This window comes from Acidovorax sp. CCYZU-2555 (assembly GCF_018413525.1).
Lineage (GTDB): Bacteria > Pseudomonadota > Gammaproteobacteria > Burkholderiales > Burkholderiaceae_C > Comamonas.
This window is the reverse complement of sequence record NZ_JAHCDD010000020.1, coordinates 58,444-74,970: the sequence shown is the minus strand read 5'-3', so window position 1 is coordinate 74,970 and position 16,527 is coordinate 58,444. Positions and strand designations below refer to the sequence as shown.

At 62.4% G+C, this 16,527-nt stretch carries 12 protein-coding genes, 6 tRNA genes and 2 pseudogenes; 14 read left to right on the top strand and 6 right to left on the bottom strand.

Annotated features, from left to right (window positions below; all coding sequences use genetic code 11):
* Positions 1–168: 168 nt before the first annotated feature.
* From clpP to KHY18_RS09500, 14 genes are all read left to right on the top strand, one after another.
* A complete protein-coding gene (clpP, locus tag KHY18_RS09560) occupies positions 169–777 on the top strand; it encodes an ATP-dependent Clp endopeptidase proteolytic subunit ClpP (protein WP_283771304.1) in 609 nt (202 codons plus the stop codon).
* Between the two features lie 100 nt (positions 778–877).
* Positions 878–2,140, top strand: coding sequence for an ATP-dependent Clp protease ATP-binding subunit ClpX (clpX, locus tag KHY18_RS09555; RefSeq protein ID WP_213298534.1), 1,263 nt, complete (start codon positions 878–880; stop codon positions 2,138–2,140).
* 141 nt (positions 2,141–2,281) lie between these two features.
* The gene (gene lon, locus KHY18_RS09550) at positions 2,282–4,699 is read left to right on the top strand and encodes an endopeptidase La (protein WP_213298531.1); all 2,418 of its coding nucleotides are present in this window, start codon (positions 2,282–2,284) and stop codon (positions 4,697–4,699) included.
* Between the two features lie 104 nt (positions 4,700–4,803).
* Positions 4,804–4,879 (top strand) — tRNA-Gly (locus KHY18_RS09545).
* 66 nt (positions 4,880–4,945) lie between these two features.
* Positions 4,946–5,021 (top strand) — tRNA-Gly (locus tag KHY18_RS09540).
* Positions 5,022–5,085: 64 nt separating this feature from the next.
* Positions 5,086–5,161, top strand: a tRNA-Gly gene (locus KHY18_RS09535).
* A gap of 48 nt (positions 5,162–5,209) precedes the next feature.
* Positions 5,210–5,283: transfer RNA gene (locus KHY18_RS09530), tRNA-Cys, on the top strand.
* Positions 5,284–5,375: 92 nt separating this feature from the next.
* Positions 5,376–5,828 carry a PaaI family thioesterase gene (locus tag KHY18_RS09525; RefSeq protein ID WP_213298528.1) on the top strand — a complete coding sequence of 151 codons (453 nt, stop codon included), beginning with the start codon at positions 5,376–5,378 and terminating at the stop codon, positions 5,826–5,828.
* 162 nt (positions 5,829–5,990) lie between these two features.
* Positions 5,991–6,066: transfer RNA gene (locus tag KHY18_RS09520), tRNA-Gly, on the top strand.
* 122 nt (positions 6,067–6,188) lie between these two features.
* A tRNA-Leu gene (locus tag KHY18_RS09515) sits at positions 6,189–6,280 on the top strand.
* Positions 6,281–6,608: 328 nt separating this feature from the next.
* Positions 6,609–7,325 carry a flagellin N-terminal helical domain-containing protein gene (locus KHY18_RS09510; protein WP_213298525.1) on the top strand — a complete coding sequence of 239 codons (717 nt, stop codon included), beginning with the start codon at positions 6,609–6,611 and terminating at the stop codon, positions 7,323–7,325.
* Positions 7,326–7,694: 369 nt separating this feature from the next.
* The gene (gene gorA / locus KHY18_RS09505) at positions 7,695–9,101 is read left to right on the top strand and encodes a glutathione-disulfide reductase (protein WP_213298555.1); all 1,407 of its coding nucleotides are present in this window, start codon (positions 7,695–7,697) and stop codon (positions 9,099–9,101) included.
* A 296-nt stretch (positions 9,102–9,397) separates the two neighbouring features.
* Positions 9,398–9,520 carry a hypothetical protein gene (locus tag KHY18_RS27255; protein ID WP_283771303.1) on the top strand — a complete coding sequence of 41 codons (123 nt, stop codon included), beginning with the start codon at positions 9,398–9,400 and terminating at the stop codon, positions 9,518–9,520.
* 121 nt (positions 9,521–9,641) lie between these two features.
* On the top strand, positions 9,642–10,541 hold the full coding sequence (locus KHY18_RS09500; protein WP_213298522.1) for an MBL fold metallo-hydrolase: 900 nt from the start codon (positions 9,642–9,644) through the stop codon (positions 10,539–10,541).
* 26 nt (positions 10,542–10,567) lie between these two features.
* Here the strand turns inward: KHY18_RS09500 and KHY18_RS09495 are convergent, their stop codons facing one another.
* From KHY18_RS09495 to KHY18_RS09475, 6 genes and pseudogenes are all read right to left on the bottom strand, one after another.
* Entirely contained in the window at positions 10,568–11,407 is an 840-nt protein-coding gene (locus KHY18_RS09495) for a TlpA disulfide reductase family protein (RefSeq protein ID WP_213298519.1), read from the bottom strand.
* Between the two features lie 15 nt (positions 11,408–11,422).
* Complete coding sequence (locus tag KHY18_RS09490; RefSeq protein WP_213298516.1) at positions 11,423–11,731, bottom strand: hypothetical protein; 309 nt, start codon at positions 11,729–11,731, stop codon at positions 11,423–11,425.
* A 107-nt stretch (positions 11,732–11,838) separates the two neighbouring features.
* Positions 11,839–12,681 (bottom strand): annotated as a pseudogene (locus KHY18_RS27430) (c-type cytochrome); the annotation flags it as partial.
* Positions 12,682–12,696: 15 nt separating this feature from the next.
* Positions 12,697–13,284: pseudogene (locus tag KHY18_RS27425) on the bottom strand (c-type cytochrome); the annotation flags it as partial.
* A 195-nt stretch (positions 13,285–13,479) separates the two neighbouring features.
* Positions 13,480–13,815 (bottom strand): VanZ family protein, encoded by a 336-nt coding sequence (locus KHY18_RS09480; protein WP_213298513.1) that lies wholly within the window; start codon positions 13,813–13,815, stop codon positions 13,480–13,482.
* Positions 13,816–13,874: 59 nt separating this feature from the next.
* Positions 13,875–16,490 (bottom strand): arginine/lysine/ornithine decarboxylase, encoded by a 2,616-nt coding sequence (locus tag KHY18_RS09475; RefSeq protein ID WP_213298510.1) that lies wholly within the window; start codon positions 16,488–16,490, stop codon positions 13,875–13,877.
* Between the last annotated feature and the right edge of the window lie 37 nt (positions 16,491–16,527).

Genomic DNA, 16,527 nt, shown 5'->3' with positions numbered 1-16,527 from the left:
GCGATAGCCCTAGCTATCGCGAGGATTTGCAACGACGCAGACCGCCTGAGGCCGCAGATGCACACGGCGTGATGATTTGTGCAGAGCTTTCCTGGCTTGGGGCTTGTGCTTTCGTGCACAGGCCCCATTTCTTTTCTGGGTACAGTACCCCCATTGAATGGAGAAAACATGAGCGCACTGGATACACAAGGCCTTGGCATGGTCCCGATGGTCATCGAACAATCGGGTCGTGGCGAACGGTCTTACGACATTTATTCGCGCCTGCTCAAGGAGCGCGTGATCTTTTTGGTCGGCCCGGTCAATGACCAGACGGCCAACCTGGTTGTCGCCCAGTTGCTGTTTCTGGAGAGCGAAAACCCTGAAAAGGACATTTCGTTCTACATCAACTCTCCTGGCGGCTCGGTGAGCGCCGGCATGGCGATCTTCGATACCATGAACTTCATCAAGCCCGAAGTGTCGACGCTGTGCACCGGCATGGCGGCCAGCATGGGTGCATTCCTGCTGTCGGCAGGGGCAAAGGGCAAGCGTTATGCTTTGCCCAACTCCAAGGTCATGATCCACCAGCCACTGGGCGGCATGCAGGGCCAGGCGACGGAAATCGAGATTCACGCGCGTGAAATCCTCAAGACCCGTGAGCAGCTCAACCGCGTGTTGGCGGAGCAGACCGGCCAGCCGCTGGAAAAGATCCAGCGCGATACCGAACGCGACTACTTCCTGTCGGCGGACGAAGCCAAGGACTACGGCCTGATTGATCAAGTGATCAGCAAGCGCGCCTGAGCCTACTTCCCTCCGGCGGCGGCGTTTCCCCTGGAGGGAGGCGCCGTTTTTTATTTCGGTATCATCCTTTTCCACACTTTTGTAACAAGGCACCGCCCCCATGGCCGAGAAAAAAGGCACTTCCAGCGAAAAAAACCTCTACTGCACTTTCTGCGGCAAAAGCCAGCATGAAGTGAAGAAGCTGATCGCCGGTCCGTCGGTCTTTATCTGCGACGAGTGTATTGATCTGTGCAACGAAATCATCCGGGACGAAAAGCCCGCGGATGAGGCACGCGACGCGCGCGGCGATCTGCCCACGCCCGCCGAGATCAAGGCGAATTTGGACAGCTATGTGATCGGCCAGGAGGTCGCCAAGCGCACGTTGTCGGTGGCGGTCTACAACCACTACAAGCGCCTGCGTCACAAAGAGAAGGCTGGCAAGGACGATGTCGAACTGTCCAAGAGCAACATCCTGCTGATCGGCCCCACGGGTTCGGGCAAGACGCTGCTCGCGCAGACGCTGGCCCGCATGCTCGACGTTCCGTTCGTGATGGCCGATGCGACCACGCTGACCGAAGCCGGCTATGTGGGCGAAGACGTCGAGAACATCGTCCAGAAGCTGCTGCAAAGCTGCAACTACGAAGTCGAGCGCGCGCAGCGCGGCATTGTCTACATCGACGAAATCGACAAGATTTCGCGCAAGTCCGACAACCCCAGCATCACGCGCGATGTCTCCGGTGAAGGCGTGCAGCAGGCGCTGCTCAAGCTCATCGAAGGCACGATGGCCAGCATTCCGCCCCAAGGCGGTCGCAAGCATCCGAACCAGGATTTCCTGCAGGTCGACACGACCAACATCCTGTTCATCTGCGGCGGCGCGTTCGCGGGCCTCGAAAAAGTGATCGAGAACCGCACCGAAGCGTCGGGCATAGGTTTCGGCGCAGTCGTCAAGAGCAAGAAGCAGCGCTCGGTTTCGGACATGTTCCAGGAAATCGAGCCCGAAGATCTGATCAAGTTCGGCATCATCCCCGAGCTGGTGGGCCGTATGCCCGTGGTCACGGCGCTGGCTGAACTCAGCGAAGATGCGCTGGTGCAGATCCTGACCGAGCCCAAGAACGCGCTGGTCAAGCAGTACAGCAAGTTGCTCGCAATGGAAGGCGTGGAGCTCGAGATTCGTCCCGCTGCCCTGCGCGCCATTGCCCGCAAGGCGCTGGCACGCAAGACCGGTGCGCGCGGACTGCGCTCGCTGCTCGAGCTGTCGCTGATCGACACGATGTTTGAATTGCCCAATACCGACAACGTGGAAAAAGTGGTGCTCGATGAGTCCACCATTGAAGATGGCAAGCCGCCGCTGCTCGTTTACCGCGAAGCCGCCAAGAAAGCCTGATCTTTGCCATGGCGTTGGCGCAATCCGGCCTGGTGCCGGGTTGCGCCGGCCCCGCGTTCCATGTCATTTAAATATGCATGGCCATCGGGTTGAAATACGCCGCAAGCGGACCAATGTTCCGCAAAGTTACCAAGGAATTCCATGTCAGGATCCAAGCTCTTGCCTTCCTCCTCTCTCGATTTGCCGCTGCTGCCGTTGCGCGATGTGGTGGTGTTCCCGCACATGGTCATCCCCTTGTTCGTGGGCCGTGCCAAAAGCATCAAGGCACTGGAACTGGCGATGGAGGGCGATCGCCGCATCATGCTGGTAGCGCAGAAGACCGCCTCCAAGGACGAGCCCGCCGTGTCGGACATGTTCGAGGTAGGTTGTGTCTGCACTATCCTGCAGATGCTCAAGCTGCCCGACGGCACCGTCAAGGTGCTGGTCGAAGGCCAGCAGCGTGCGCGTGTCGAAGCCATCGTCGACCATGAAACCCATTTCCTGTCGACGGTTCTGCCGGTCGAAGTCGATGAAGCGGCCCACAAGCCCAGCGAAATCGAGGCCTTGCGCCGTGCGGTGACGCAGCAGTTCGACCAGTACGTCAAGCTCAACAAGAAGATCCCGGCAGAAATCCTGACCTCGATTTCGAGCATCGACGACGCCGGTCGCCTGGCCGACACCATCGCCGCGCATCTGCCGCTCAAGCTCGAAGCCAAGCAGGCCGTGCTCGATCTGGCCGACATCAAGGCCCGACTCGAAAACCTGTTCGAGCAACTCGACCGCGAAGTCGACATCCTGAACGTCGACAAGAAGATCCGCGGCCGCGTCAAGCGCCAGATGGAAAAGAGCCAGCGCGACTTCTATCTGAACGAGCAGGTCAAGGCCATCCAGAAGGAACTTGGCGAAGGCGAAGAGGGCGCTGACCTCGAGGAAATCGAAAAGCGCATCCGCCTGGCCAAGATGCCCGCGGACGCGCGCAAGAAGGCCGAAGCCGAGCTCAAGAAGCTCAAGCTGATGTCGCCAATGTCGGCCGAAGCCACCGTGGTGCGCAACTACATCGACGTGCTCACGGGCCTGCCCTGGAGCAAGAAGACCAAGATCAAGCACGACCTGGTGAACGCCGAGCAGGTGCTCAACGAGGACCACTACGGTCTGGACAAGGTCAAGGACCGGATCATGGAATACCTTGCCGTGCAGCAGCGCGTCGACAAGGTCAAGGCGCCCATCCTGTGCCTGGTCGGCCCACCGGGCGTGGGCAAGACCTCGCTGGGTCAGTCGATCGCCAAGGCCACGGGCCGCAAGTACGTGCGCATGGCGCTGGGCGGCATGCGCGACGAAGCCGAGATCCGCGGCCACCGCCGCACCTATATCGGCGCCATGCCGGGCAAGGTGTTGCAGAGCCTGGAGAAGGTCGGCACGCGCAATCCGCTGTTCCTGCTCGACGAAATCGACAAGCTGGGCATGGACTTCCGCGGCGACCCATCGAGCGCGCTGCTCGAGGTGCTGGACCCCGAGCAGAACCATGCTTTCGGCGATCACTATGTGGAACTCGACTTCGACCTGAGCGACGTGATGTTCGTCGCCACCTCGAACTCGATGAACATTCCGCCGGCGCTGCTGGACCGCATGGAAGTCATTCGCCTGTCGGGTTACACCGAAGACGAAAAGGTCAACATCGCGATGCGCTACCTGCTGCCCAAGCAGCTGACCAACAACGGTCTGAAGGAAGGCGAGCTCGAAGTGCAGGAGTCCGCGATTCGCGATGTGGTGCGTTACTACACCCGCGAAGCCGGCGTGCGTTCGCTCGAGCGCGAGCTGTCGAAGATTTGCCGCAAGGTGGTCAAGGCCGTGCAGCTGTCGAAGCTCACCGCTCCCGTGGTGGTCTCCGAATCCAATCTGTCCGACTTCCTGGGCGTGCAAAAGCACACCTATGGCCGCGCCGAACAGCAAAATCAGGTCGGCCAGGTGGTCGGACTCGCGTGGACCGAAGTGGGCGGCGATCTGCTGACCATCGAAGCCGCGACGATGCCGGGCAAGGGCGTCATCACGCGCACGGGTTCGCTCGGCGATGTGATGAAGGAATCGGTCGAAGCCGCGCGCACCGTGATCCGCAGCCGCGCGCGTCTGCTGGGCATCAAGGACGAAGCGTTCGAGAAGCGCGACATCCACGTGCATGTGCCCGACGGCGCGACGCCCAAGGATGGCCCCAGCGCGGGCGCGGCCATGGCCACGGCCTTCGTGTCGGCGCTCACGGGCATTCCGGTGCGCGCCGATGTCGCGATGACCGGTGAAATCACCTTGCGCGGCGAAGTCACGGGCATTGGTGGTCTGAAGGAAAAGCTGCTGGCAGCGCTGCGCGGCGGCATCAAGACCGTGCTGATTCCTGAAGAAAACGTCAAGGACCTGCAAGACATTCCCGAGAACGTCAAGAGCGGCCTCGAGATCGTGCCGGTGCGCTGGGTCGACCAGGTGCTCAAGCATGCGCTCGAACGCGTGCCCGAACCACTGACGGACGAGGAAGTCGCGGCCATGGTGGCAAACGCCAAGGCCGCGGGTGCCGCGGCCACGGTGCAGCACTGAATTTGAAAAAATTCGGCGCTTACGAATAGCAGGCAAAAAAGTACGCTACAATTCATTCCATCGCAGCAACGAAACATTGTAGAATGTGAGGCTGCAGAGGAAATGCGGGAATAGCTCAGTTGGTAGAGCGATACCTTGCCAAGGTATAGGTCGACGGTTCGAACCCGTTTTCCCGCTCCAGGTTTTTAGCCAGTTGCTTTTAGCGGCTGGCGCAAACCTTGAGAAATGAAAGTTTTTTGAGGTTTTGCGGGAATAGCTCAGTTGGTAGAGCGATACCTTGCCAAGGTATAGGTCGACGGTTCGAACCCGTTTTCCCGCTCCAGTTTTTAGTCGGCCGCTTCGGTGGCCGGCGAAATTCCGGAGAGATGAAAGTTTCTCAGGATTTTGCGGGAATAGCTCAGTTGGTAGAGCGATACCTTGCCAAGGTATAGGTCGACGGTTCGAACCCGTTTTCCCGCTCCAAATTAGAATGGGAAGCAAATGCTTCCCATTTTTCTAAGTGAAAGTTTTGGCGCGATAGCAAAGCGGTTATGCCCCGGATTGCAAATCCGGTTAGACCAGTTCGACTCTGGTTCGCGCCTCCAGATTTCATAGCAAGAAGCCAGAATTCACCAGGATTCTGGCTTTTTTGCTTTGTGGCGCGGTAAGCCGATGCGCCTGACGAGAGAAGCAACGAATGACGTCCGAAAACAGTCTCCGCCCTAGCGATCGCCCTGCCACCGTGGTGGTTCCACCGGGATTTTCGCCCTACCAGTCGGTCAGCCCCTATATCGCCCATCTGGGCCCCATGTTCCAGCGTGAGGACGAGCAGGGCATGGTGGTGTTCGGCCTGCGCATCGCCCCGCAGCATCTGAACCTGCATGGCAAGGCCCATGGCGGCATGCTGTCCGTGCTGATCGACAACGCACTGGGCTACAACATTGCGCGCGCGCGCCAGCAAGGCGTGGTCACGGCGCATTTGTCCATCGATTTTCTCGAGGCGGTGGAGCTGGAGGACTGGCTTGAATCGCATGTGCGCCTGACCAAGTCCGGTGGACGCCTGTGTTTTGCCGAATGCGTCTTGCGTGTCGGGGGTCGCGACGCGGTGCGCGCCAGCGGCATCTTGCCTATCGTCAAGAGCGCGCCTTGAGTGGGGCTTAAGGGTGCAAGGGGCGTGGAAGATGCGGCCCGGCAGATGCGCAGCCGCTCGCATGACGACCTTGTGACGAAAAATTTGCCGTTTTTCAAAACGGCGGAAAAAACCGGGCTATAATCGCTGCTTGTTCTGCAAGACACCAAGCTGCAGATGAATGCGGGAATAGCTCAGTTGGTAGAGCGATACCTTGCCAAGGTATAGGTCGACGGTTCGAACCCGTTTTCCCGCTCCAGATTTTAAAAAGGGAAGCTTCACAGCTTCCCTTTTTTCATGGTGCAACGCACAGGTTTGATGTGCGTTGAATACGATAGAATTTCTGTCTTGCGGCATGGTGCAACGCCATGCATGCACAGAGCCCCGATGGTGAAATTGGTAGACACTGCGGACTTAAAATCCGCCGCTTTCCGTTAAGGGGCGTGCCGGTTCGACCCCGGCTCGGGGCACCAATTGTCAGTGAAATCAACGGCTTGCAGCGATCTTTGCGCGATCTTGCAAGCCCCTTGATTCATTCCGCTATTGCGCAATTACCGCACTGGCTTTCCCTCCTTCCCGACCTCGTGGCCGATGCAATCCGCGGCCATTGGCTCGGCTTCGTGACCCTACCTGCGCCATCATGATTTCGCGCGCGTCATTCACGGTGGTCGCGCGCAAGTCTCTGAGGCCCCATACGATGTCACCCGCCACCGACAAGACAAGCCTCTTACACTGGTAAAAAGTTTTGCAAGTTGTAAAATGACTGCATAAACTCCCCTTGTTTCGGCTTTAAGGACTTTTATGGCCCTCTCCAGCATCAACAACAGCCTGATCGCACAGCAGCGGCTGAGCGCGTCACAAGCAAGCTTGAGCAACTCCATCTCGCGCTTGTCTTCTGGCATTCGGATCGGCAGTGCCCAGAACGATGCCGCAGGACCGTCCATTGCTGACCGGGTGCAGGCCCAAACCGACAGGCTGAGCCAATCCCAGAAAAATAACAACCAGGCGATTGCCGAAGTACAGACCCGGGATGGCGAGCTCAACGAGGTCTCTGGGATGCTCAATCGCATGCTGGAACTGCGCAGTCAAGCCGATAGCGGAAATTTGAATGCGCAAGACCGCGAAGCGCTGGAGAAGGCGTTCGAGGAAAGCAACGACGAGATCAACCGCATCGCCGACGCCCATAACCCGTTGGCTTATCGCCCCGACTACACGGCTGCGCTGGGAACGCGTGACGGCGCTCTCCAATCGACGGACGATATCCGCAAGGCCATGGAAACGGTGACCGCGATGCGCTCGGATCTGGGCGCGCAGCAAAATGCCCTGAGTCAGTCGTTCAGCGACCTGCAACAGCCAAGCACCGTCGATCCCTCGGCCATCCGCCCCCGCATCCTTGACGCGGGCGATGCATCAGAGACTTCGGTATCGACGCGTGCACAGTTGTTGCAGCAAGCAGGTGCAGCCATGCTGAGCCAGGCCAATGCCTTGCCCCAGCAAGTCTTGGCTCTCTTGCGCTGATAGGTTGGCAGCAGGCGTTGTTGCCTGCATGAGCAAGCCCCGTTACCGCGCCTTCAACTGACCGGGCTCGTCAACCATCTGGCTTGCCGCTTCGCGGGCCCGCGCGAAGTGGGTGCTGCTGCATGCTCGATCCCGGTTCGGGGCAACAATTCGAAAGCCGTTCCTGCGAAAGCCGGGACGGCTTTTCAGCTGGCGGTTTTGCTGGATATGCAGCGCTCTTTGGCTGCGCCAGACTGCCGGGCAACTGGCCGCAGATGATGGCCTGCATCGACCATGCACCTGGCCGCCATTGTGGGTACGATTCCTTTGGCGCGGCGCGGCCGTGAATGGTGAGACATGGGCGTTTGCCCCCTTGGAAAGTACTACATGATGAACACCCATGATTTTGATCTGATCGTGATCGGCGGCGGCAGTGGCGGCGTGCGCGCCGCGCGCATGGCCGCGCAGCGCGGCGCGCGCGTGGCGCTGGCCGAGATGCAGGGCAGCGACGGCCTGGGCGGCACCTGCGTCAATGTGGGCTGCGTGCCCAAAAAACTCTACAGCTACGCCGCGCATTACGCCGAGGCTTTCGAGGAGTCGCACGGTTTCGGCTGGGAAGGGCCGGCGCCGGTGCTGAACTGGGCCGCGCTCAAGGCCAATCGGGCGCGCGAAATATCACGCTTGAATCTCATCTACGGCAACCTGCTGACGAGTGTGGGCGTGACCGTGTTTGATGCTTTCGCGCGCCTTGACGGACCGCATGCGGTCATGCTCAAGGTCAATGGCGAATCCGCCGAACGGCGTCTTACCGCGAAGCACATCCTGATCGCCACGGGCGGCAGGCCCCATGTGCCCGATATCGAAGGCCGCGAGCATGTCATCGACTCCAATGCCATCTTCGACCTGGAGCCTTTTCCGCAGCGCCTGCTGGTGGTGGGCGGCGGCTACATCGCCTGCGAATTCGCCTCGATCTTCAATGGCCTGGGTGCGAAAGTCACGCAGCTTTACCGCGGTGAGCAGGTGCTGCGCGGCTTTGACGACGAGATCCGCCATTTCGTCTCCAAGGAGATGGTCAAGGCCGGCGTGGACCTGCGCCTGGGTGTCGAGGTGGCGGCCATCACCAGGACCGCCGAGGGCTTGCAGGTGAAGCTCAGGGATGGCGGCGAGGTCATGGCCGACGCCGTGCTCTATGCCACGGGCCGCGTGCCGCTCGTGCAGGGCCTGGGCCTGGAGGCGGCCGGTGTCGCCGTCGGCAAGGAAGGTGCGGTGATCGTCGACGAGTGCTACCAGACCAGCGTTTCCTCTATCCATGCGGTCGGTGATGTCACCAACCGTGTGCAGCTCACGCCGGTGGCGCTGGGCGAAGCCATGGTGGTGGTCGACCAGCTGTTTGGGCCCGCCGCGGGCAAGGCCGCGCGCAGCATGAGCTACGAGTTCATTCCCACGGCCGTGTTCACCCATCCCAGCATAGGCACGGTGGGCCACAGCGAAGAACAGGCGCGCAAGATGTTTGGCGATGTGACCATCTTTCGCAGCGAGTTCAAGGCGCTCAAGCACACGCTCTCCGGCAGCGCCGAACGCACGCTGATGAAGCTGGTGGTGCAAACCGCGACCGACCGCGTGGTGGGTCTGCATATGGTGGGTGCGGAAGCCGGCGAGATCGTGCAGGGTTTTGCGGTGGCGATGAAGGCCGGCGCGACCAAAGCCTTGTTTGACAGCACCATAGGGATTCATCCGACCGTGGCGGAAGAGTTTGTCACGATGCGCGAGCCCGTTCCCTCGCCCCCCACCACCTGATGGGTGTCGCCGGCCAGCCTGCCGCCGCATACTTTTGTGCCATTGCAGTGGCGGTCCTTTCTTGCCAGGCCAGAGTTCGTTCGCACAGAATCAAAGGCCGTCGACAATGACCGTGAAAACAGCCGAGGGCGCTACGGTTAAATACAGCGTCGGTGGCATGATAAAAAATGCGTTTGGCTCTTTCATTCGCGAGACAAAATGTGGTCGCGCGATTCACCGGTGTGAATGTGCTGCCAAGTCCTACCTCATTGACGGTTTTGTGTTGATATAACGGGTTTTCAAAGGAGAACCGATCCATGTCAATGATTCACAAGGACCCGCGCAAGGAAGAAGAGCCTTCGCCCGAGCCCATCGATCCGCCCACCGACACGCCGCCCCTCGAGGCGCCGCCAGACCCGGCCAAGGCGCCGAATATCTGAAGACGCCATCGCATTGCGTTCCCTGCGCCCGTAGATGCTGAGACAATCCCGCTCTTTGGCTCCATGACCCTGTCGTACCGCGACAGGCGTGCCATGGGAGCAGGGGTTGCAGGAGCACCGGATGAGCGCACAACGCATGCAGATTGAATCTTTCCACGACCCGGTCACGGGCACGGTGACCCATGTGGTCGCTGATGGTCAAACCGGCCAGGCCGCGGTCATCGATCCCGTGCTGGATTTCGAGCCCCAGTCGGGCACGCTGACCAGCGATTCGGCGGACCGCGTGATCGACTACGTGCGTTCGCGTGGCTGGACGTTGCAGTGGGTGCTTGAAACCCATGCCCATGCCGACCACCTTTCCGCAGCCCAGCATGTGCGCCATGCGCTGGGCGGCAAGGTGGCGATCGGAGCACGCATCCGCGAAGTGCAGCAGATGTTTCGCAGCGTCTTTCATTTCGAGCGCAGCTTCCTGCCCGACGGCAGCCAGTTCGACCATCTGTTCGAAGACGGCGAACGCTTTTTCATTGGCGAGCTGGAAGTCACGGCACTGTGGGTGCCCGGCCATACGCCGGCCGACATGGCGTATCGCGTGCAGGATGCAGTATTCGTCGGCGACACGCTGTTCATGCCCGACGTGGGCACGGCGCGCGCGGATTTTCCCGGTGGCGATGCCGCCACGCTCTACCAATCGATACAGCGCCTGCTCAGCTTGCCGGACGACACGCGCCTGCATGTGTGCCACGACTACCCGCCCGCGGAGCGCGGCGCAGCCTGGGTCAGCACGGTGGGCCAGCAGCGCAGCGGCAATATCCATGTGCGCGACGGCATCTCGCAGGAAGCTTTCGTGCAGATGCGCAGCGCGCGCGACGCGACGCTGGCCATGCCCACGTTGATTTTGCCGGCTGTGCAGGTGAATGTGCGCGCCGGCAAGCTACCGCCCGCCGAAGAGGACGGGCGCGCCTACATCCAAGTGCCGATCAACGCATTTTTCAACCACGGGGCCTTGCCGCCAGGGCTCTGAGACGCCGCGCAGCGCCCTTCGACAGGCTAGGGTGAACGGATTTCAGCGGGCGGCTGGATGCGCTGCAAATGCTGACCCAGCGAGCCGGCCGAGACTTCGCCCGTGCGCAGATCGGCCAGCCGGCCTTGGGCGTCGTAGAACAAGGTCGTGGGCAAGGTGCTGCGTCCCAGCATCTGGCCCAGGCGGCCTTCGACGTCGAGCAACACGGCTTCGGGCGGCAGGCCATGCAAGGCGGAAAAGCGCTGCACGACTTCGGGCGCTTCGCCCTGATTGACCCACAGAAAGCGGATCTGCGGATGGTCGCGCTGCGCCTGCAGCAGCACCGGCATCTCGCGCCGGCAGGGCGGGCACCAGCTGGCCCAGAGGTTGATGACCACGGGCGTGCCGGTCAGCGTAGGCAGCGCGATGGTGCTGGCATCGAGCGCCACGCCGCTGAACGTCGGCAACGGGTCGGGCGGACCGGAGAGAGCCCGCGACACGGCCTGTGCTCCCAGCCACAGCGCGCAGAACAATCCCAGGCCCCACAGCAGCGGCCGGCCCGCGGGCTGGGCACGCCAGGCCAGTACCAGGCCATAGATCGAGGCGACCAGCAGCCCGGTCCAGGCATACCAGCCGCCGTCGCGGATATCGAGAATGCCCAGCAGGCTGGCCGCGCTGCCCGCGTAGCCGTCCCAATGCGCCGCGACAAAGCCCGCGCGCGCGCCGGCCCAGCCCGCAAGGGGCAGCAGCCAGCCATGCAGGCCCAGCGTCTGGCCCTGGCGGCGCACGCGGCGTTCGGCGACGAAGCTGCCGGCCTGCCAGGCGACAAACAGCACCAGCCAGGACACTGGCAGGGCCATGGGGCCGAGTTGCAGGATCTGGTCCATCGCCGGGCAGAGCGGTCAGGAGCGGATGTAGACCCAGCCCGCGGCCTGCAGCGCGGCGATTTCCAGCACGGCCGGGCTGGCAAGCACTTGCAGCGGCGCGTGCGGCGCGCGCTGCAGGTGCATCAGCGTGTTGGGGCACAGCGACGTATGTGCATCGGCCTGGGCATGGGGAATATCGAGCGCGGCGGCCACGGCCTGGGCGTTGGCGATGATGCGGATGCGCACGCCGGGGTTGGCTTCCTGGGCGTTCATGAGGCTGTTGCGCGCGCGGGCCAGGGCTTCGAGAGTGGGGGCGTGCAGCAGGATGGGAGGCAATTCGGTCATGTCCAGGTATCAGTGGGGAAGTTTAGAAGAGCGCAGCGCGGGGCGCGGCGCGGTTTGCCGCCATTGTGCGTGCGAATGGTTTGCAGCGCAGTCAGCCGCGGCGCTGTTTACGGCCCTGTGCCCAGCAGCTTGCCGTTGACCCGAACGCCATACATGGAATGCGGCGTGTCGTGGAACTGCTTGCGGGTCTGCGCCACGTCGCCGGTGAAGCGTGGGTCCTGCGGTCGCTCGAAGCTGTTGATGAAGGTGGCGACGTCCCAGGCCTGCTGTTCGCTGAGCACGTTGTGCTGCCCGTATGGCATGTTGGACCGGATGAATCCGGCCGCCTTGTCGATCTCGTGCATGCCCGCGCCCCAGTTGTAGGAGTCTTTGCCCCACAGCGCGGGGAACACCGTGATGCCACCGCTTTTCCGGCCCTGGCCCTGCGTGCCGTGGCACAGCGCGCAATGCTTTGCATAGACCGCCTGGCCCGCGGCGAAGGTGGGCCGCTGTGGAGGTGGGGCCAGCTTGACCAGGCCCGCACCGGGCCGCCTTTCGCCCAGCGGCGCTTTGGCGGCCATCCAGTAGGCGTAGGTTTCGAGAGCGACCAGCAGATCGTGGCCAGGGTCCGGTGCCCGGCCGTTGAGGCTGAACACGAAGCAGCCGCGCACGCGTTCGGCAAAGGTTTCGACGCGGCCGCTTTTCTGGCGGTAGGCCGGATACATGGGGTAGGCGCCCCACAGCGGCGCGGCATTCTTGAGGCGGCCCGCGTCGAGGTGGCAATGGGTGCAACTGAGCGAATTGCCGGCGAAGCCGCTGGCATTTTCGGGCGTGCGCGTGAAGATGGCTTCGCCGCGCTGTATCCACTCGCCCAGCCGGGAGTCGGGAATCGCGCGCGCGTCGGGCGGATGGGATGCCTCGGTTCGCGCTGCGGGTGCCGGGCGCTGCGCGAGCGTCGGGCCCGCGGCGGAGTGCAGCTGCCGGTAGTAGGCGGCAATGTCTTCGATGTCCTTGGGCGTGAGCTTGCGGGCAATCTCGCCCATCAGTCCCAAGGGCCCGGCTTCGCGGCCTTGGTGTTTCCAGGCGTCGATCTGGGCCTGCATATAGCTGGCCGTGAGGTGCGCGATCGCCGGAAAATCCTGGCCCACGCCAGCGCCACCGGGACCATGGCATTTGGCGCAGGCCGCGATGCCGTCGGCCCAGCGGCCGCGTTCGACCAGCCAGGCGCCGTCGCTGCTGCGGGCCGTGGGCAACGGGCCTTGCCTGGGCTTTACGGCGAGGGCAAGGCTGGCGTAGTAAGCGGCCACATCGGATCTCTCCTGCGCGCTGAGGGATCTGGCCACCGGGCCCATCAGCGGTGCCTGGCGCTGCCCGCTGGCCATGGCTTGCAGCTGACGCTGCAGGTAGGCTGCGGGTTGGCCGGCCAGGGGAGGGTAGTGGGCACTGCCTTCGCCTTCACGGCCGTGGCAGCTGGCACAGGCCGCACCGCCGCGGGCCGCGATTCTTGCGCCCGCGGCGGGGTCGGCGGCGCGCGCTTGCGCCTGCAGCGTGCAGAGCAAGGCCAGGCAGGCCATGCCCTGGCGAATGACATTGAACAGTGGCATGGGTCGTGAGGCAGGCGTCTGGGCGCAGCCAACCCTTGGAGTTCAAAGAACGTAGATTACGGCCGCCTCATCCAGCCGGCCTCGATTGCCGCTGGCCAGAGCGCGCGCAAGTTGCCACCCGGCAACAGATTCTTTGCGCGCACATTCTGTGCGGCATTGCGTTTTCTACGAGGCAGAGGCCTGCCGTGCGCCGGCGTTGCGCGGATTCCAGCGGGCCAGCGTCACGCCAAGCATTGCGCCCAGCGTGTTGGCGAGTACATCGAAGGCTTCGGCGCTGCGCGTGAGCGTGAATTGCCACTGGCCCCATTCGATGGCCAGGCCGTAGGCCGCGCACATCAGCACGATCACGACACCGGTGCGCAGGGTGTCGCTTGCCACGCCGCGCCACAGCAGCCAGGCGAGCAGGGCATGCATGCCCGCATGCGCCAGCTTGTCGATATGCGGCAGGCGCCACCAGCCGGGCGACGCGCCGGTCGCTTCCTGCAGGCAGCCCCAGGCCATGGCGGCGGCCCAGCAGAATGCGGCCAGGCGCCAGGCCCAGGTGGGTACGCGTTGCGTGGTCAGATTTTTCGGCTGAACTCGTCAGCGCCGACCTGAACCAGCGTCTTCTTGCCCTTGCCCGGCGTGGCCGTGGCACGTGCCGTGCGCTTGGCCGTGGTCCGGTCTTCGGTCATGTTCGCGACTTCTTCCTGCGTCACGGCTTTGACCGCGGCCTTGGCGGGTGCCTTGGCCGCTGTTTTGGCAGCGGTTTTTGCAGGTGCCTTGGCCGCTGTTTTTGCAGCGGTCTTGGCAGGCGTCTTGGCCGCGGCCTTGGCCGGAGCGGTCTTCACAGCGGCCTTGGCTGGTGCCTTGGCGCGCGCTGTCGCCGCTGGCTTGGCCGCAACCTTGGGCGCTTCGGCCACGCAGTCGGCGTAGTAGCGCACCACGCCGGCTTCGTCTTCTTCCTCGACCAGGCCGTGGATGTCGGTTTCAAAGCCGGGGCACATCTTCGCGAATTCGCGCGCGAACAGCAGATAGTCGACGATCTTCTTGTTGAAGACTTCGCCGGGAATCAGCAGCGGAATGCCCGGTGGGTAGGGCGTGACCAGACCGACCGTGGTGCGGCCTTCGAGGCGGTCGATTTCGACGCGTTCGGTCTTGCGCTGCGCGATGTGGGCGTAGGCGTCCGAAGGCTTCATCGAGGGCGTCAGGTCCGAGAGGTACATCTCGGTCGTGAGGCGCGCGATGTCGTACTTGGCGTACATCTGGTGCACATGCTGGCACAGGTCGCGCAGACCCATGCGCTCGTACTGCCGGTGCTGCTGGCAGAACTCGGGCAGGATGCGGTACATCGGCTGGTTCTTCTCGTAATCGTCCTTGAATTGCTGCAAGGCCGTGAGCATGGTGTTCCAGCGGCCCTTGGTGATGCCGATGGTGAACATGATGAAGAACGAGTACAGGCCGGTCTTCTCGACCACCACGCCGTGCTCCGACAGGTACTTGGTGACGATGGACGCGGGAATGCCGTTCTTGTCGAACGCGCCGTCCAGGTTCAGGCCGGGCGTGACGATGGTCGACTTGATCGGGTCGAGCATGTTGAAGCCGTCGGCCAGATCGCCGAAGCCATGCCATTTGGCCGAAGCCTTCTTGCCCTTGGCCTTGGACTTGGCGCGGAAGATCCAGTCTTCGGCGGTACCCAGGCCTTCTTCGATGATGTCGTCAGGGCCCCAGACCTTGAACCACCAGTCGTTCTTGCCGAATTCGTCTTCGACCTTGCGCATCGCGCGGCGGAAGTCCAGCGCTTCGGCCAGGCTTTCCTCCACCAGCGCCGTGCCTGCGGGCGGCTCCATCATCGCCGCGGCCACGTCGCAGCTCGCAATGATGCTGTACTGCGGGCTGGTCGAGGTGTGCATCAGGTACGCCTCGTTGAACAGATGGCGGTCGAGCTTTTGCGTCTGCGAATCCTGCACCAGCACATGCGAGGCCTGGCTGATGCCGGCCAGCAGCTTGTGGATGGACTGCGTCGCGTAGACCACCGAATGCTTGGGGCGTGCGCGCTTCTTGCCCATGGCGTGGTAGCTGCCATAGAAGGGGTGGAAGGCCGCGTGCGGCAACCAGGCTTCGTCGAAGTGCAGGTTTTCCACATAGCCGTCGACCATGCTCTTGATGGTTTCGGTGTTGTAGAGCACGCCGTCGTAGGTGGACTGCGTGAGCGTCAGCACGCGCGGCTTCACGGCCTTTGCGTCCACGCCTTGCAGCAGCGGATTCGCGGCGATCTTGGCCTGGATGGTTTCAGGCGTGAATTCGTTTTGCGGAATGGGGCCGATGATGCCGAAGTGGTTGCGCGTGGGCTTGAGGAACACCGGAATGGCGCCCGTCATGATGATCGCGTGCAGCACCGACTTGTGGCAGTTGCGGTCGACCACGACCACGTCGCCCGAGGCCACGGTGTGGTGCCAGACGATCTTGTTCGAAGTGGACGTGCCATTGGTCACGAAGAAGCAGTGGTCGGCATTGAAGATGCGCGCCGCATTGCGCTCGCTCGCACCGATGGCGCCGTTGTGGTCCAGCAGCTGGCCCAGTTCCTCGACCGCATTGCAGACGTCGGCGCGCAGCATGTTCTCACCGTAGAACTGGTGGTACATCTGGCCCACGGGGCTCTTGAGGAAGGCCACGCCGCCCGAGTGTCCGGGGCAGTGCCAGCTGTACGAGCCGTCTTCGGCATAGTCGAGCAGCGCTTTGAAGAACGGCGGCTGCACGCTCTCCAGATAATTCTTGGCTTCGCGGATGATGTGCTTGGCGACAAATTCGGGGGTGTCCTCGAACATGTGGATGAAGCCATGCAGCTCGCGCAGGATGTCGTTGGGCAGGTGACGGCTGGTCTTGGTCTCGCCGTGCACGTAGATCGGCACATCGGCGTTCTTGCGGCGCACTTCCTCGATGAACTTGCGCAGGCTCAGGACGATGGGGTCCAGCCCCGAGCCCAGCGTGAATTCTTCGTCATCGATAGAAAGAATGAATGCGCTCGCCCGACTTTGCTGCTGGGCGAATTGCGTCAGGTCGCCGTAACTGGTCACGCCCAGTACTTCGAAGCCTTCAGTCTCAATGGCCTGCGCCAGGGCACGAATGCCCAGGCCTGAGGTGTTCTCAGAGCGATAGTCTTCATCTATGATGATGATGGGAAAGCGAAATTTCATGCGCAGCCTCCGTTGTGTCGGGCTTAAAAAAACGAAA

Excerpts from the sequence above, each read along its gene's own strand:
- clpP (WP_283771304.1), top strand. The coding sequence starts at position 169 with ATGAGCGCACTGGATACACAAGGCCTTGGCATGGTCCCGATGGTCATC.
- clpX (WP_213298534.1), top strand. The coding sequence starts at position 878 with ATGGCCGAGAAAAAAGGCACTTCCAGCGAAAAAAACCTCTACTGCACT.
- lon (WP_213298531.1), top strand. The coding sequence starts at position 2,282 with ATGTCAGGATCCAAGCTCTTGCCTTCCTCCTCTCTCGATTTGCCGCTG.
- KHY18_RS09525 (WP_213298528.1), top strand. The coding sequence starts at position 5,376 with ATGACGTCCGAAAACAGTCTCCGCCCTAGCGATCGCCCTGCCACCGTG.
- KHY18_RS09510 (WP_213298525.1), top strand. The coding sequence starts at position 6,609 with ATGGCCCTCTCCAGCATCAACAACAGCCTGATCGCACAGCAGCGGCTG.
- gorA (WP_213298555.1), top strand. The coding sequence starts at position 7,695 with ATGAACACCCATGATTTTGATCTGATCGTGATCGGCGGCGGCAGTGGC.
- KHY18_RS27255 (WP_283771303.1), top strand. The coding sequence starts at position 9,398 with ATGTCAATGATTCACAAGGACCCGCGCAAGGAAGAAGAGCCTTCGCCC.
- KHY18_RS09500 (WP_213298522.1), top strand. The coding sequence starts at position 9,642 with ATGAGCGCACAACGCATGCAGATTGAATCTTTCCACGACCCGGTCACG.
- KHY18_RS09495 (WP_213298519.1), bottom strand. The coding sequence starts at position 11,407 with ATGGACCAGATCCTGCAACTCGGCCCCATGGCCCTGCCAGTGTCCTGG.
- KHY18_RS09490 (WP_213298516.1), bottom strand. The coding sequence starts at position 11,731 with ATGACCGAATTGCCTCCCATCCTGCTGCACGCCCCCACTCTCGAAGCC.
- KHY18_RS09480 (WP_213298513.1), bottom strand. The coding sequence starts at position 13,815 with ATGGCCTGGGGCTGCCTGCAGGAAGCGACCGGCGCGTCGCCCGGCTGG.
- KHY18_RS09475 (WP_213298510.1), bottom strand. The coding sequence starts at position 16,490 with ATGAAATTTCGCTTTCCCATCATCATCATAGATGAAGACTATCGCTCT.